Annotated in this window: 10 protein-coding genes and 2 pseudogenes; 9 read left to right on the forward strand and 3 right to left on the reverse strand. The window is 72.2% G+C overall.

What is annotated here, in order from left to right; all coding sequences use genetic code 11:
• Nucleotides 1-5 precede the first annotated feature (5 nt).
• From ACZ3YO_RS38385 to ACZ3YO_RS38400, 4 genes are all read left to right on the forward strand, one after another.
• Complete coding sequence (locus tag ACZ3YO_RS38385) at nt 6-1700, forward strand: serine/threonine-protein kinase (RefSeq protein ID WP_465578734.1); 1695 nt, start codon at nt 6-8, stop codon at nt 1698-1700.
• Nucleotides 1701-2255: 555 nt separating this feature from the next.
• Nucleotides 2256-4298, forward strand: a complete 2043-nt coding sequence (locus ACZ3YO_RS38390) for a PEP/pyruvate-binding domain-containing protein (RefSeq protein ID WP_465578736.1) — start codon at nt 2256-2258, stop codon at nt 4296-4298.
• A gap of 54 nt (nt 4299-4352) precedes the next feature.
• Complete coding sequence (locus ACZ3YO_RS38395; RefSeq protein ID WP_465578738.1) at nt 4353-5708, forward strand: ATP-grasp domain-containing protein; 1356 nt, start codon at nt 4353-4355, stop codon at nt 5706-5708.
• Between the two features lie 30 nt (nt 5709-5738).
• Nucleotides 5739-6881, forward strand: coding sequence for a glycosyltransferase (locus ACZ3YO_RS38400; RefSeq protein WP_465578740.1), 1143 nt, complete (start codon nt 5739-5741; stop codon nt 6879-6881).
• A gap of 91 nt (nt 6882-6972) precedes the next feature.
• Here ACZ3YO_RS38400 and ACZ3YO_RS38405 read toward each other — a convergent pair whose 3' ends face one another.
• On the reverse strand, nt 6973-7818 hold the full coding sequence (locus ACZ3YO_RS38405; protein ID WP_465578742.1) for an alpha/beta fold hydrolase: 846 nt from the start codon (nt 7816-7818) through the stop codon (nt 6973-6975).
• An 815-nt stretch (nt 7819-8633) separates the two neighbouring features.
• Complete coding sequence (locus ACZ3YO_RS38410) at nt 8634-9563, reverse strand: alpha/beta hydrolase (RefSeq protein WP_465578751.1); 930 nt, start codon at nt 9561-9563, stop codon at nt 8634-8636.
• 165 nt (nt 9564-9728) lie between these two features.
• On the opposite strand from ACZ3YO_RS38410, the gene ACZ3YO_RS38415 reads away from it, so the two are divergent.
• From ACZ3YO_RS38415 to ACZ3YO_RS38435, 5 genes and pseudogenes are all read left to right on the forward strand, one after another.
• A complete protein-coding gene (locus tag ACZ3YO_RS38415; protein WP_396323015.1) occupies nt 9729-10310 on the forward strand; it encodes a TetR/AcrR family transcriptional regulator in 582 nt (193 codons plus the stop codon).
• A 175-nt stretch (nt 10311-10485) separates the two neighbouring features.
• A complete protein-coding gene (locus tag ACZ3YO_RS38420; RefSeq protein ID WP_465578745.1) occupies nt 10486-11718 on the forward strand; it encodes an MFS transporter in 1233 nt (410 codons plus the stop codon).
• Between the two features lie 401 nt (nt 11719-12119).
• Complete coding sequence (locus ACZ3YO_RS38425; protein WP_465578747.1) at nt 12120-12602, forward strand: nitroreductase family deazaflavin-dependent oxidoreductase; 483 nt, start codon at nt 12120-12122, stop codon at nt 12600-12602.
• An 814-nt stretch (nt 12603-13416) separates the two neighbouring features.
• Entirely contained in the window at nt 13417-14139 is a 723-nt protein-coding gene (locus tag ACZ3YO_RS38430; protein WP_465578749.1) for an alpha/beta hydrolase, read from the forward strand.
• Nucleotides 14072-14494: pseudogene (locus ACZ3YO_RS38435) on the forward strand (iron-containing alcohol dehydrogenase); the annotation flags it as partial. The gene ACZ3YO_RS38430 and the pseudogene ACZ3YO_RS38435, both read left to right, overlap by 68 nt.
• A 165-nt stretch (nt 14495-14659) precedes the next feature.
• Here ACZ3YO_RS38435 and ACZ3YO_RS38440 read toward each other — a convergent pair.
• A pseudogene (locus tag ACZ3YO_RS38440) lies at nt 14660-15202 on the reverse strand (LURP-one-related/scramblase family protein); the annotation flags it as partial.
• Nucleotides 15203-15290: the final 88 nt, after the last annotated feature.

Genomic DNA, 15290 nt, shown 5'->3' on the forward strand with positions numbered 1-15290 from the left:
TCCACGTGCCCGTCGACATGTCCCCGGACTCCTTGACCACGTCACCGCCCTTCCAGCCGCTGCAGCCCGACGACCCGGGTGACGTCGGCGGCTATCGGCTGCACGCCCGGCTCGGGGCGGGCGGCATGGGGCGGGTCTACCTGTCCTACACCCCCGGTGGCCGGCCGGTGGCCCTCAAGACGGTCCGGCCGGAGTTCGCGCAGGACACCGAGTTCCGGTGGCGCTTCGCACAGGAGGTGGCCAACGCCCGGCGGATCCACGGGCTGTACACCGCCCAGGTGATCGACTCCGGCGCGGACGCCGACGTGCCCTGGCTGGCCACCGCGTACGTTCCGGGCCCGTCGCTGCAACAGGTGGTCCGGGAACACGGCGCACTGCCGGTGCGCACGGTCCTGCTGCTGATGGGCGGGATCGCGGAGGCCCTGCAGGCGATCCACGGCGCCGCGGTGGTGCACCGGGACCTCAAGCCCGCCAACGTGCTGATCGCGGCCGACGGTCCGCGCGTGATCGACTTCGGCATCGCCCGCGCGGCCGACGCCGTCGCGCTGACCGGCACCGGTTTCCGGATCGGTTCGCCTTCCTTCATGGCGCCCGAGCAGGCGCTGGGCCGGCCGGTCACCCCCGCGACGGACGTCTTCGCACTGGGCTCGCTGGCGGCGTACGCCGCCGGCGGCACCCAGCCGTTCGGCGAGGGACCGGAGACCGCGGTGCTCTACCGGGTGGTGAACGAGCAGCCGGACCTCGGCCGCGTCCCGGGCGACCTGCACGCGCTGCTGCTGCGCTGCCTGGCCAAGCAACCCGAGGACCGGCCCACACCCGCCGAGATCATCGAGGCCGCCCGCAACCACCCCGCCGTGGGCGGCGGGCTGCGCTTCGCCGACGACTGGCTGCCCACGCGGGTCAGCAGCGACATCACCCGCCGCTCCGAGCTGCCGCAGGACCCGGCGCAGGGCCTCCCGCACGACCTGCCCACCGTGATCTCCCCCGACGTCGTCGCCGTCCAGGCCCCGCCCGGCTCGTACGGCGCTGCGCGGCCCCTGCCCGAGGCGCCGACCGCTCTGCTTCCACCCCCGCTGCCGACCGTCGTCGCTCCCGCGGCACCCGCGGTGGGCAGGCCCCGCCGCAAGGGCGTGACCTGGAAGACGGCGCTGCTGTCGACGGCGCTGGTGGTGGCTCTCGGCGGCACGGTCGGCGGCGTGGTCCTGTCCGACAAGCTCGACCGGGTCCTCGCAGCCACGGGATCGGCCGACGACAGCCCGACGGCCCGTGACACCGGCCCGGACACACCGGCACCGGTGGCCGACGGCCCGACGCCCGCCAACCCGGCCACGTACACCGCGGTCTACACCGGTGCGGACCTGACCGCCCCCGACGAGTCGTACGACTTCGACATCGAGACCGGCAGGCTGATCCCCGCAGAGTCCACCCAGTGGTCCGTGGGGCACAACGCCAACGAGTTCCTGATCCCGACGGGAAGCGACGCCGCCATCGCCCCGGGCGGCCGGCCCACCCCGACCGAGTGCTCGGCGGCCATCGACCGGCAGCCGGCGACGGCTCTCGGCTTCGGCGACCTGCCCGCCGGACGAGCCTTCTGCCTACGCGCGCGCAGCACCCACGACATCGCGATCGTGCGGGTCGTCTCCGTGACCGCCAACGGCCCGGTGAAGATCTCGATGGACCACTTCCGCAGCGACGGCTGACCCGACGGCGCGGGCGGAGGGCGCGCGCCGGAGAAGGTCCGAGCGAGACGATCCACGCTGCACGACCGCGACGCCCACCACCGGCATCGCCACGCCGTACCGGGGCCCGTTCGACGGACCTCCTCGGTGACGCGGCTCCTCACCCGGGCCGGTGCACCCGTCGTTCACTGCAGGATCGCGAAGACCGTGGAGCCTTTCGGACACCCCGTCACGACCTCCCCGGGCGCTGTGCACAGCCATGGGTTCGCCTCGCCATACGCCGACGAATTTGCATTGAGCATGACAGGCACCCGGATACAGTTCACCCCGAACAGAGATCGTGCAGGAATCAACATTTCCGGAGAAATTCGATCTTGGCCCGGGCCATAAGCACCCTTGTTGTGACCTTTGCCACAGCCTGACCTGCAGTCATGTTCACGAAGGTGGGCCTTTATGGCCGGATCATTACGCAGTGGCCAAATCCAATCTGACACTTCATCAGACATTCTGCTTTGATGGCAATATGTGTGCGGCCGCACCACCTCTCTGACCTTCTGCACACTGAACGTGTACACGATGACGAATGGCTCAACTTTGCGCAGCAACCGTTCGGGTCGCAACGAAGCGACCACGCGGCCTCTCCTCGCAGGCGAAAATCTCACCCTCCAGGAGTTCTCCCGGCTCGCCGGCAACGTCGGCGGCTATCCCTACGTGAAAATCGTGCTCGACCGCACCGATTCGGTGCTCCACTTCATCGACAGTGCGGACGGCACGCTCCACGTCCGCTACATCGCGTCCGAGATACTCGGCATGTCGATAGAAGAGCTGGCCCGCGATCTCGATTCGTTCAACGACGAGGTCTACCGGAATCCCGACCGCCGCTTCTATCTCGGCACCCTCGCCCTGCACACCCGGCGCGGCGCCGCCGGCGCCCGAGCGGCCGACACCTTCATGTCGTTGGAGACCGTCGACGTCGACACCATGTCCCAGGACATGCTGCGGTCCTTCTACCACCGGGTGCGCGACCACATTGACCCGTCGCTGCCGCTGGTCCTCAAACCGGCCAACCACCGGCAGGAGGGTTACGTCGCCGGGATCCCGGAGGCCGAGATACCGCGCGTCCTGTCCCACGAGCTCTACTCCACGGCCTCCTTCGTGCCGTTGAACCCCGGGGCGGCCCACGGGCGGCTGCGGGTGTTCCGCTCCGAGGAGGAGTACCGGGCCAGCCCCGAACCGCTGGAGTGGCACGACATCGTGGCGATGCCCCGGGTGCCCGAGGACATCCCCCGGGTGTCCGGCATCATCCACACCGAGCACACCACCCCGCTCTCCCACATCAACGTCATGGCCGCCGGATGGCGGATCCCCAACGCCGTCGGCATCGGAGCCGCCGACCGGATCGCCCGCGCCGGGCTGGACGGCCGCTGGGTCCACTACCGGGTCGATGCCGACGGATCCGACCTCCTCCTCGAAGCCGCGCAGCCGCGACGCGACGGCGTTCGGCCGACGCCGCCGCCGGCCGAACGCATCACCGTGGACCGGCCCGACCTCTCGCCCAGCCCGATCACCCCCCTGTCCGAACTGCGCGCGGGCGACCACGTCCGGTTCGGCACCAAGGCCGCGAACCTCGGTGAAGTCATCCACCTGCTGCAGCACGGCTCACCCCGCTGGCTCGGCTACTACCGCGTCCCCCGGCCGCCCCGGGACAACCTGCTGCACTACCTGGCCCGGCAACTCGACGTCCCCGGGGGCACGGACGACGAACTGACCACCGCCGTGCAGCTCCTGGTGAAGGAGCACGCCCAGGTGCCGCGCGGGATCGTGCTGCCGTTCTCTCTCCAACAGCGCTTCCTGGACTCCTCGGCGGAGCTCCGAGCCGCCGTCGACCGGCTCGACTCCGCACGTGCGGACGGTACTTCCCGGATCGAGCAGCTCTGTCGCGAGGCGCAGCAGCTGATCCGCGCCACCCCGCTGCCCGATCCGATCCGGACCGAGATCGACCGGGCGCTCGACCGGCACCTGTACGGCGCACCCGTCCAGGTCGTCCGCAGCTCCTCCAACGCCGAGGACCTGCCCGGCTTCTCGGCCGCCGGACTCTACGAGTCGGTGGCTCACGTCAGCGGCGCCGACGCCGTCCTCGACGCGGTCCGGGAGGTCTGGGCCTCGCTGTTCTCGCCACGGGCCGTCCTGCTGCGCCACCAGGCGGGCATCCCCATGGACCACTGCCGCATGGGCGTGATCGTCCAGGAGCAGGTCGGCGCCACCACCGGCGGCGTCCTGGTCACCTGCAACCCGCTGAGCCCGCAGGACTTCCGCAACGTCTACCTCAACATCTCACCGCACTCGGTGACCGAGGTGGTCTCCGGCCAGGGCGCCCCGCTCCAGTACCTGTGCAACACCGTGGAGGGCGGCAGCCGCACGGTCTCGCTGGGCACCGCCACCGCCGACCTGGACTCCGCGACCAAGGACCTCCTGGGCCGGCTGGCGCTGATCAGCCGGGTGCTGCAGTCGCACTTCTCACCCGACGAGAGCTACGCCGCCCCGGTCGACATCGAGTGGGCGATCGAGGGCGACCGGGTCAGCCTGCTGCAGCTGCGCCCCTTCCGCGTCGCCGGCTGAAGCGCGCCGGCCGACGTCCGTGAGGACAGTGAACTTCCGTCAGGAGAAAGTACGTTGAACAGGATTCTGTACGTCTACGTCAAGGGCGGGGCCCCGCTGGAGTACGCCTTCCCGCGCATCGCCGCCTGCGGGGAGCTGCACGTGCTCGCACTGGCTCCGCTGCCCACGACCGCCGAGGAGGTGTGGCGGCCCAGCTGTACCGGCATCGAGCTGGTCCCCGAGGCGCCGCGCGGCGACGAACTGGTCGAGCTGATCGTGGAGCACGCGAAGGCCATCGGGGCGGACGCGGTGCTGACGCTCTCGGAGTTCGCGGTGCTGGCCGTCGCGCACGCCGCGCGTCGGCTCGGCCTGGCCGGTGCCGGCCCGGGGATCATCCGCGCCAGGGACAAGCGGCTGATGCGGGAGGCGTGGGCCGCCGCCGGGGTGCCGATACCCCGGTTCCGCCGGGTCGACAGCCTCGCGGACCTGGACGCCGCGCTGGCCGAGTTCACACCCCCGCTGCTGCTCAAGCCGGCCTGGGGCGCCGGGTCGGTCGCCCAGATCGTCCTGGACTCGGCCGGGGACGCCGCCCCGGCGTGGAGCGAGATCGAGCGCGGACTCCAGGCCGGCAGCCGGGTCGGCATGAACGAGCTCTACGCCGCGGACACCGACCGGGACCGCCTGGTCGAGGAGATCGCCCTGGGCTCCACCGAGGGCTGGTACCCGGAACCCGGCTACGGCGACTACGTGAGCGTGGAGGGGATCGTCGCGGACGGTGTGTACCGTCCGCTGGCCATCACCGCCAAACTGCCGACCGTGCCGTCCTTCGTCGAGGTGGCCAGCACCTCGCCCTCCGTCATGCCCGTGCCGCTGCAGCGCCGGATCGAGGAGGTGTCGAGGCAGGCCGTCGACGCGCTCGGCCTGGAGAACTGCGGCACCCACACCGAGTTCAAGCTGATGGAGAACGGCGAGCTGGTGGTCATCGAGACCGCAGCCCGGTTCGGCGGCCTGCTGACGACCAGGCAGGTCCACGAGGTGTTCGGGCTCGACCCGATCGGCATGCTGGTCCGGCAGCTGCTGGGCGAGCGGGTCGACTACCCCGAGGCCATGCTCACCGACGGCGCCCGGGCCGCCGCGTCGGTGGCCGTCGTCCCGGCCGACGCGGCCGGAGTGCCCTGGCGGAGCAGGCCCGTCTGGAACCCGCAGGCCGTGGACTGGCAGAGCCTGCTGTCACCGGGCAGCACCATCGAGGACGTACCCGCCTTCGCCATGCCGGCGGGACAGCGGGTGCCCGCGTTCGACCCCGCCGCGGGGTCGCGCAACTGGCTCGGGGTGTACCTGCTGAGCGCCGCCGACGCCGCCACCCTGCGCCGTGACTGCAACGCCGTGCTGAACGGTCTGGAAGCCGCCCTGCACCGGGCCGCCGGCTGATACCGCCGGTCGATCACCGAGGTACTTTTCATGCGTGTACTGTTCGCCGGCGCTCCCGGCGTCGGCCATCTCTTCCCCCTGGTCCCGCTGGCCCGAGCCATGCGCGACCTGGGCCACGTGGTCGCGGTCGCCTCGATGGACGGCGGCGAGCCGGTCGCCGCCTGCGGGCTGCCGTACCTACCCCTCGCCCCCGGGGTGGACTGGCGCAAGGAGATCCGGGAGGCCGGCCGCACCCGGCGGCCCGACCTGATGCGGCGGGTGGTCGAGACCGATGCGGCCGACCGCGAGGCCTTCGTCCCGCTGGCCGCCCACGTCAACAGCGCGGTGGCCGACGCGACCGTCGAACTCGCCGCGCGGTGGCGACCCGACCTGGTGGTGTACGAGTACCTGTTCCCGGTGGCACTGCTCGCGGCGACCAGGCTGGGCGTGCCCGCGGTCCAGCACGACCTGGGATTCGTCCGCACCCCCCGGCTGCGCGCCCTGATGCTGGCGGAGATGGCGGAGACCTTCGCCCGGCACGGAATCGACCGGCTGCCGGAGCCGGTGGACACCGTCGACCTCGCGCCGCCGAGCATGGTCCGGGGAGAACGCTACGGCTGCTCGATGCGGCCCGTCGCCTACAACGGCGAAGGCGCGCTCCCCGAGCCCCTGGCCGCGCCCGCCCGTCGTCCGCGCGTGGCGGTGACCCTGGGCACGGTACCGCCCAGGACGGACGGCCTGACCAGGATCGAGCGGGTGATCGCGGCGGCCGCCGACGTCCACGCGGACTTCGTGCTGGCCACCGGCGAGCTCGACCTTAGTACGCTCGGCACCCTGCCGGACAACGTCCGCTCGTACGGCTGGGTGCCGTGGCGGGCGCTGCTGGGCACCTGCGCGGCCGCGATCCACCACGGCGGCAGCGGTACCGCGCTCGCCGCGCTGGACGCGGGCATCCCGCAGCTCGCGCTGCCCGACGGGTCCGACCGCTTCGTCAACGCGGACGCGGTGCGCGAGCGGGGAGCCGGACTCAGCGCAGGCGCCGAGGAGATCGGGCCGGCGCTGCTGGACCGGTTGCTCACCGACGACGCGCTGGCCCGGGCCGCGCGCGAGGTCAGCGCGGAGATCTCCGCGATGCCCGGCCCGACCGCGCTGGCGGCGCGGCTCTGCGACAACGCCGGTGGCCGGGCCGGCTGAGCCGGGCTCTCGGCCGCTCGGGGTGGGCCGGGCGGCCGGTACGAAGCCCGGTGGCATGCGACCACCGGCCACGGCGTGTCCGGGCCGGGTCTCAGGTCAGGAACCGCACGGTGGTCGACACGAAGCTGTCGGCGTCGTCCAGCCAGGGGTAGTGGCCCGCGCCGGGCTGGACGACGAACTCGGCGCGCGGGAACAGCGCGGCGAAGCGGGACAGCAGGTGCGGGGGCGAGGCCAGGTCGAACTCCCCGGCGAGGACCAGGACCGGCGTGTCGAGCGCGGCGAGCGCCGCCCGGGTGGCATCCGGGTCGAAGGCACCCTCGGATCCGAAGACCTCCGCCGCCGCCGCGTTCCACTGGGCCTCCTCGGCCGCCCGGTGGGCACGCGCCGTCTCGTCCCAACGGCCGTAGAGGAACGGCGCGATGGCCACCCAGTCATCGGCCTCGGCCCGGCCGGCGTCGATGGCGTCGAATGCCGCCGACGCCGTCGCGTACCAGGGCTCGTCCCTGCGGAGCCGCCCGACCTCGCGCCGGTCCTCACCGGTGACCTCCAGACCGACGGCGGTGGTTCCGGGCGTGACGAGGACGAGCCGGCCGACGCGGTGCGGGTACTGCTCCGCGTATCGCACGGCAAGGTTGGCGGCGGCGGAGTGCGCGAGCAGGTCGATCCGGTCCAGGCCGAGGTGTTCGCGCAGCACCTCGACGTCGCCGACCAGACGGTCGCAGCGGTAGGAGGCGAGGTCCTCCGGTGTCGCGGACAGCCCGGCGCCGCGCTGGTCGGCCACGACCAGCCGCCGGTGCGCGGGGAGGCCTCCGAGGTCGCCGAGGTAGACGGAATCCCGCATCGGTCCGCCCGGCAGGCAGACCACGGGGGCGCCGGTGCCCTCCCCGAGGACACGGTAGGCGAGCTCGGTGCCGTCAGGCGCTATGAGAGTAGGCATGGTGATCCCAGCAGGTGTGCGGTGTCATCGTGGAGTTGAAGCGGTGCGGAGCGCCGGAGAGGCCGCCCGGAGGCACGCCTTCGCCGGGCCGGTGGCGACGCCTGCCGATCCGGCCGGGCCCGCCGCTCACGGTGGCCCCGGCCGGCTGCGGACAGCGGGCCGGGGCCAGTGTGCTCGGCCATCGGCGGAACGGCCTCCGGTCGGACCGGTGGGCCGCCGCGCGCGACGTCGCCGTCACGGTGTCGGCCCGTCCGACGCAGCCGGATCCACCGAGCATGAGAAGTCGCATGTGCGCCACTGTCCCCAGCGCGTCCCGGTTGGTCCACCCCCATCCGCCGTCAGCGGAATCGCCGTCAGCTGAACCCGGACCGGCGGTGCCCGGCGAGCGTTGTCCGACCGAGTCAGCGGACGCTCCCCCGGCCCGACCTGCGCGAGTCCCGCACGTCCAGGTTCACCACACCGCGAACGCCCCGACCACCGCACACCACCTTCCGACACGGGCCCACGCCAGCGTGCCGGGCACAGGCCGCCGCTGCCCCATCCTCGAGCTGCGCCCGACCGCCCGCAGGCCGGGTCATCCGACCGGACGAGTGGACGTCAGCGGATGACGCACCGGAAAACCGCGGTGGCAGGTCGCGGTGTCCTCGCTCTGCCCCTGCCGGGCGCGGTCCGGTACACGCAGGCAGTGGTTCCGCGCGCACAGGTGTGACCAGCCCCCATCACCCGTCGCGGCACCCCCTCCGGCACCGACCCGCCCCTCCGGCACCGGCCCGCCAGGGGCCGCATGCGGCGGGCCGTCCGTCGGACTCGCCTGGTCAGCGACCGCCGGGGCGACTGCCGAGGGCGTCCCGGAGGAACTCGGTGATCCCCGCCCGTGCCGCCTCGGCCTGCGGCACGACGGCCGGCATGCTGACGAAGGCGTGCGTGGCCTCCGGGAACTCGGTCAGCCGCGTGGGCGTCCCGGCCGCGCGCAGGCGCTCGGCGTAGCGGCGGCCGTGGTCGGCCAGCGGGTCATGGGTCGGCACCACCACCAGCGCCGGGGCGAGCCCGGTGAGACTGCCGGCGTGCAGCGGCGACAGCACACGGGGATCGGTTCCCGGGGGGACGGCGAGCCGGTGCACCAGCCGCAGTTGGGGAACGGTCAGGGTCGGGCTGTGGGCGTGCTCGGTGACCGAGGGGTGGTCGAACATCGCCCCGGTCACGTCCGCGACGGGGTTGACCAGCACCTGCGCCCGCAGTTGCAGGCCGGCCTGCCTGGCGCGGATCGCGGCCAGGGCGGTGATCAGTGCGCCGCAGCTCTCGCCGAAGACGGCGGTGCGCGCCGGGTCGATGCCCCAGTCGGCGGCGTGCCGCACCAGGTGGTCGAGCGCGTCCCAGCCGTCGTCGGCGGCGGCCGACAGCGGAGTGTCCGGGGCGAGGAGACGGTGCTCGACCGAGACGACGAGGGCCGGCAACCGGGCGGCGAGATGGCTGTTGATCCAGTCGCTCTGCACCGCCGTGCCCACGAACCCGCCGCCGTGGACGTGGAGTACGAGGGGCAGGGCCGCCGCCGGGCCCGCGGAGCCGGCGCCGCGTTCGCGCACCGGCCGGTGGACCCGGACCGGCAGGCGGCGGCCGGGCAGCTCCAGCGACTGCCAGTCGATCGCGGCACCCGGGTCCGGCATCCCGGTGATCGCCCGCATCGCAGGCGACGCCCGCCTGCGGTTCTCCGCCTCGCGGTAGGCGGCCAGTTCCTCGCCGGTCATCCCCGCCCAGTCCGGCTCACCCCCCAACGCCTGCTGCCGCAACCCGCTGCTGCCCGCCGACGGCTGCCGCGCACCGTTGTCCCCGCTCATGCCTTCTCCTCCCCGGATGGTTCCGCTACCTTAGGTATCGATACCCAAGGTAGCGGAACTAGCTATGGTGAGGGAATGACTCGAACGCCGTCTCCCGCCCGACCGCCCGGACGCCCACGCACCGGCGTCGACGCCGAGGTCTTCACCGCCACGCTGAGCACCGTCCGAGAACTCGGCTACGCGCGCGCCACGGTCGAGCGCATCGCCGCCGCGGCCGGCATCGCGAAGACGACGGTCTACCGCCGCTGGCCGTCGAAGGGCGCGCTGATCGTGGACTGCCTCCTCGACGCGTTCGGCCCGGTGCCGCTGCAGGAGGGCGCCGACCGGGCCGAGCTCATGTCCTCGGTCATCCGCTGGATCGCGGCGAAGATCGGCGAGCCCGGGGTGGGCGACGCGTTCGCGGGCGTGTTCAGCGACGCCGTCAGCGACCCGGCCCTGCGCGAGATCCTCTCCGCACGGTTGCAGGACCCCTACCGCCTCGCCCTCCAGGACGCGCTCGACGAGCCGGAGAACAGGGTGCTGTTCTTCATCGATGCCGTCGTCGGGACCCTGCTCCACCGGATGGGCATGACCGGCGAACCGATGGTCGATGCCGATGTCGACGCCCTGGTCGCAATGGTGCTGCCGCACTTCGCCCGCGGCGTCGGTCCGACCTGACGGTGGATCGCCGGCCCCGGCAGCGCAGGCCGGTGCTGCGACCGGCGCCGCCGGCGTCGGGCAGGGCTCGCAGGTCACACGAGGACGAGACGGACCTCGGCGCACGTACCCCCCGCTGATCCCCGACATCTGATCCCCGACATCGACGATTCCTTCCACGAGAACAGGAGGCGCCATGTCGCGCTCCGAACCACTGCCCCGCACCGTCCGCCTGCTGTTACTCGCCCGGGTCGTCAACCGGCTCGGGGCCTTCTCACTGCCCTTTCTCACCGTGCTGATCAGCACCGACCACGGCGCGAGCCTGACCGCCGCCGGTCTGGTCAGCGCCGTCTTCGGGCTCGCGACGATCCCCTCACGGCTGGCCGGGGGACATCTGGCCGACCGGATCGGCCGACGCACGACCATCGTGCTCGGGCTCTGCGGATGCGCGGTCGCGCAGCTGGCGATCGCAGCCTCCGCGTCGCTCACCTGGGCGGTCGCCGGGGCGGTGCTGCTCGGGCTGGCCTTCGAGCTCTACGAGCCGCCGAGCCAGGCGATCATCGGCGAGTCCGTGCCGGAGCAGCAACGGGTGCGGGCGTTCAGCCTGTTCAGCGCCGCGCTCGCGGCGGGCGCCATGGGCGCCGGGCTGCTCGCCGCCCTCCTCGGCCGCTGGGACCTGCGCTGGCTCTTCGTCACCGACGCCGCCACGTGTCTGGCCTGCGCGCTGCTGATCCAGCTGGCCCTCCCCCGCGACCACCCGGCACCGCCCGCAGCGGACCGGGACGACACCGCCGTACGGCCGCTGCGCGACCGCGCCCTGCTGAGCGTCCTGGCCACCGGCACCGCCTACGCCCTGATCAACCAACAGGCCGTGATCGCCCTGCCGCTCGCACTCGCGCGGCAGGGCCTGCCCGCCGCCGACGCCGGGCTGTTGTTCACCGCCGCCGCGGCCACCACCGTGCTCGCCCAGCCGCTGATCCGCCTGCCCTGGGCGACCCGGCTCACCACCCCCGTCGCGCTCGCCCTCGCCCATCTCCTCCTGGCCGCGGGGCTGACCGGCCTCGCCCTCAGCCGCACCCTGCCGACGCTGCTCGCCTCGGCCGCCGTGAAGAGCCTCGGCGATCTGCTGGTCATGGGCCGCGTCTACGCGCTCGTCACCGACCTCGCACCACCCGGCGCAAGCGGCCGCTACCTGGCCGTCTTCGGTACCAGCTGGGGGATCGCCGCGACGCTCGCACCCGTCTTCGGCACCCAGCTGCTCGCTCACGCGGGGACGACCGCGCTGTGGTCCGCGATGGCCGCATTCTGCGTACTGCTCGCCGCACTGCACCTACGCGTGACACCCGAGTCGCCCCGGTCACCGCAACGCAGCGCGCCGGAGGACCGCAGGTCGACCACACCAGTGGCTGCACCCGACCGGCGACGCTGACCAACAGCGGAAAGGACGCCTTCCGGTACTCGCGGTCGGGCGGCGGGCGCCGCCGGGCGAGCGGCCGTGCCGTGACTGGAGGGCCCACGTGCCCGACGGCTGCGCGACGTCCCACAGCGCCGTCCGGACCTTTCGCGGCCCTCGGCCCGCCGAGACCGCGCTCGGCGGACCGCCCCCGGCATCTGACCGGACACCGACCGCAACTGCCCTGTCTCATTCGACCTTGCTGCCGGGTGCCGCCTGCCGCCCTGACCTGCGGAGACGCAAAGCCGGGTGCGACTCCGGGACCTTGCCGTCACACTTGAATCCGTCGGCAGAGCGGGGGCGGCGGTCTCCCCTTCGCGCGAGGCCTGTGTTGGACGGTCCCAACATAGTCCGTACACGACAATGGGGTGAATGCGATGCCTCTTGAGGGCGAGTACGAGCCGAGTCCGGCGCAGTGGGTGCGCGAACAGGTCGAGCTGTATGAGAGTTCGGGTGGCACACAGGGCACGACGCTCTGGGACACGGGCCTGCCGGTCGTCATTGTCACGATGCGCGGCGCGAGGAGCGGCAGGATCCACAAGATTCCGCTGATGCGCGTGGAGCACGAGGGGCGGTACGCGGCGGTGGCCTCGAAGGGCGGCTTCCCGCGCCACCCGGCCTGGTACTTCAACCTCAAGGCCTACTCGCAGGTGGAGCTCCAGGATGGCCCCGAACGCCAGGACATGACGGCCCGTGAGCTCACGGGGGACGAGAAGGCCCAGTGGTGGCAGCGCGCGGTCGCCGCGTATCCGCCGTACGCCGAATACCAGGAGAAGACCCACCGCGTGATCCCGGTCTTCGTACTCGAACCCGAGCACCTGGCCGGGCCGGCGAAGGCCCCGGCGCCGAGCAGGAACTGAGCTTAGGATCCTCGCGAGCTTCGGGCAGCACATCCGCGACGGCCGGTTCGAGGGCGATGTGGCCGGCCTGGTCGAGGGCCTCCGTCAGCGGTTCATCGGGCCGGGAGCGTCCGACGCCGGAGGCGGCACTCGGATCGGATACAGGGTGCGCTTCGAGAACGGGTTTGTCCCTGCGGTGGAACTCCGCCTTCACGGCGGCCTGTCGGAGCGCGGTCTGGGTCGCGGCGAGATCGATGCGGGTGATCAGGACGCCGAGGGTGTTCGGTTCGCGGGTGGGCATGGGGGATCGTGGATCCGCTCCCACGGCCCGTACCGCTCGCGGACGCCGACGACCGCACAGACCCCCTACGAAGGATTTCCGGGCGGAAGCTGAATCCTTTTCCCGGCTGGTCGCTCTTATGGTCGAACGGCTGGAAGGACGTGCTGGAGGAGGTTCGGCAGCTGTGGTCGTCGTCGGCACGGTGGCCGTTGCGGTGCCGGCGTGCAGGTGCGTGGCGGTCCTGCGGCTGCGCAGGGGTCGAGTCGCCATGGCCGGCACCACGGCAACGAAGTCGCGGCTGCACTGCGTGCGCTGCCGTGCACGAGCACCTGAACACCCGTCCCGAGGAGAACGCACGATGAACAGCACCCCCGACAGCGCATTGAGCCATGCCGAGCCCGAGATGTACGACGCAGCGTTCGCAGCAGGCGACGCGGCCACGGCGCTGTCGTAGGCGGCGCCCGCCGCCGTCCCACACCTTTGGCACCCGCGTGCGGGTGCCGTCCGCATGCCATCCCCTGTTCCGCAATCGACCGAACACCGAGAGGCCCCCTCATGATCCTTTCCTCACCCTCCTTCGCGCCCCGGGGAGTACTGCTGGTGCACGGCGCATGGCACACCGGTCAAGCTTGGGACGGCGTCGCGGCCGGGCTGCGGGCACGTGGTGTCGCCGTGGCCGTCGCCGAGCTGCACCGTGGGTCGCTGGCAGCCGACATAGCCGCGGCCGAGACCGCACTGGACCAGCTGCCCGAGGGCGGCCCCGCCATCGCGTGCGGTCATTCCTACGGCGGAGCCGTCATCACCGGCCTTCCGCCACAAAGGATCGACCACCTCGTGTACCTCGCCGCGATGATGCCCGACCGCGGCGAGACCGCCCTCGGCCTTCTCGCCGGTGCACCGGCCACCGACCTGGGGACCAGCATGATCGGTGACCCTGCCGGAACCACGACGATCGACCCGAAGGCTGCGGGAAGACTGTTCCATGCCCAACTCGGCGAAGAAGAACGTGCCCGCCACACCGCCGAGCTCGTCCCCCAGAGGATGGCCCCCGGCCATCAGCCGACGACCGGCGCCGCCTGGCACCAGCGGCCCAGCACCTACGTGATCTGCACCGAGGACCGCGTCATGCACCCAGACCTGCAACACCGGTTCGCCACACGCGCAACCCGTGCGATCACCTGGCAGAGCGACCACGGAGTCTTCGCGTCACATGAGGACGAGACCATCGGACTACTCCACCAACTGGCCACCGGAAGCCGCCTCGCCCCGGTCGGCTAGGGAGCGTTTCGAACGTGCTGTGGGAGGAACGGCGGCCGGGTGCGCCGGCCGACGGTGCTCCGACTGTGACGCCTCGAGGTGTACTCCGTGGTTGCCGGCCTGTCCCTGGCCCCGGATCGTGCGCGTCGGCCGCGGCGCCGCCCAGGAACCGGGCGACGTCGTCGCAGGACTGGGCCTGAACCGCCCCCTGCTCGTCACGGACGCGTTCCTGGTCGGGACCGGCGCGGCGGAGCGCCTGACGGCGACGCTGCTCCAGGCCGGGCTGAACCCACGACTGTTCGCCGACACCGTGCCCGACCCGACGACCGACTCGCTGGTCGCGGGCTTGGCGGCGCTGCACGAGCACCGGGCGGACTCGGTCACGGCCTCGCCCTCACCGCGATCGGCACCATCGGCCGCAATCTGCGCCGCGCCTACGCGGACGGCTCGGACGCCGGGGCCCGCGAGGCCATGGTGCTGGAGCCCCGCCCGCCGGAAACCGTCGTCGGGGGGCGGGGCTCGGACCACGTACGGGTTGCGGTTATCCGAGGCCGCGAGCGTCCTGCTTCAGCGCGGTGTCCACGGTCAGCGCGGTCGCCACGACGAGGCTGAGCAGCGGGTCGGCGAGCGGGCGGTGGATCTGGAGCACGTAGTTGTCGGCCGTGGTGAACATCGTCTTCGCCAGGCCTTCCCAGGTCTTGGTGATCCGGGCGATCTCGGTGTCCGTCTCGTCGACGATGGAGAAGTTCCAGGCCCGCCAGTTCTCGGCCTTGACGGCGCCGACCTTCTGCCCGCCGACCTCCATCGCGAAATTGATCTTCCCGATGGCGTTCTGCTGAACGATCTGGCCGACCTCCTGGCCGTTCGGACGCTGCACGACCACGCGCGACTTGATGAGCTTCGCCGGGCGGGTCAGCAGAAGCACCGGGGTGCCGTGCGCGTCACGGATCTCCAGCTTGTGGGTCAGGTACTGGTCGATGGAGGAGAGCAGCCGCAGAACCTTGCGCAGAGCGCTCTGACCGACCTGGACCACCGAGCCCAGCGCGGCCCCCTGCTGGTCGAAGACCGCGTACTCGTTACTGAGGTTTTCGTTCTGTTGTCGGTGGTGACAGGTAGTGATCCCTGCGGTATGCCAATGGTGTGCGGTATGCGCAGGGTGGGGGCCTGACCGC

The organism is Kitasatospora sp. NPDC022785, from assembly GCF_055561295.1.

Excerpts from the sequence above, each read along its gene's own strand:
- ACZ3YO_RS38390 (WP_465578736.1), top strand. The coding sequence starts at position 2,256 with ATGACGAATGGCTCAACTTTGCGCAGCAACCGTTCGGGTCGCAACGAA.
- ACZ3YO_RS38400 (WP_465578740.1), top strand. The coding sequence starts at position 5,739 with ATGCGTGTACTGTTCGCCGGCGCTCCCGGCGTCGGCCATCTCTTCCCC.
- ACZ3YO_RS38405 (WP_465578742.1), bottom strand. The coding sequence starts at position 7,818 with ATGCCTACTCTCATAGCGCCTGACGGCACCGAGCTCGCCTACCGTGTC.
- ACZ3YO_RS38410 (WP_465578751.1), bottom strand. The coding sequence starts at position 9,563 with ATGACCGGCGAGGAACTGGCCGCCTACCGCGAGGCGGAGAACCGCAGG.
- ACZ3YO_RS38415 (WP_396323015.1), top strand. The coding sequence starts at position 9,729 with ATGACTCGAACGCCGTCTCCCGCCCGACCGCCCGGACGCCCACGCACC.
- ACZ3YO_RS38420 (WP_465578745.1), top strand. The coding sequence starts at position 10,486 with ATGTCGCGCTCCGAACCACTGCCCCGCACCGTCCGCCTGCTGTTACTC.
- ACZ3YO_RS38425 (WP_465578747.1), top strand. The coding sequence starts at position 12,120 with ATGCCTCTTGAGGGCGAGTACGAGCCGAGTCCGGCGCAGTGGGTGCGC.
- ACZ3YO_RS38430 (WP_465578749.1), top strand. The coding sequence starts at position 13,417 with ATGATCCTTTCCTCACCCTCCTTCGCGCCCCGGGGAGTACTGCTGGTG.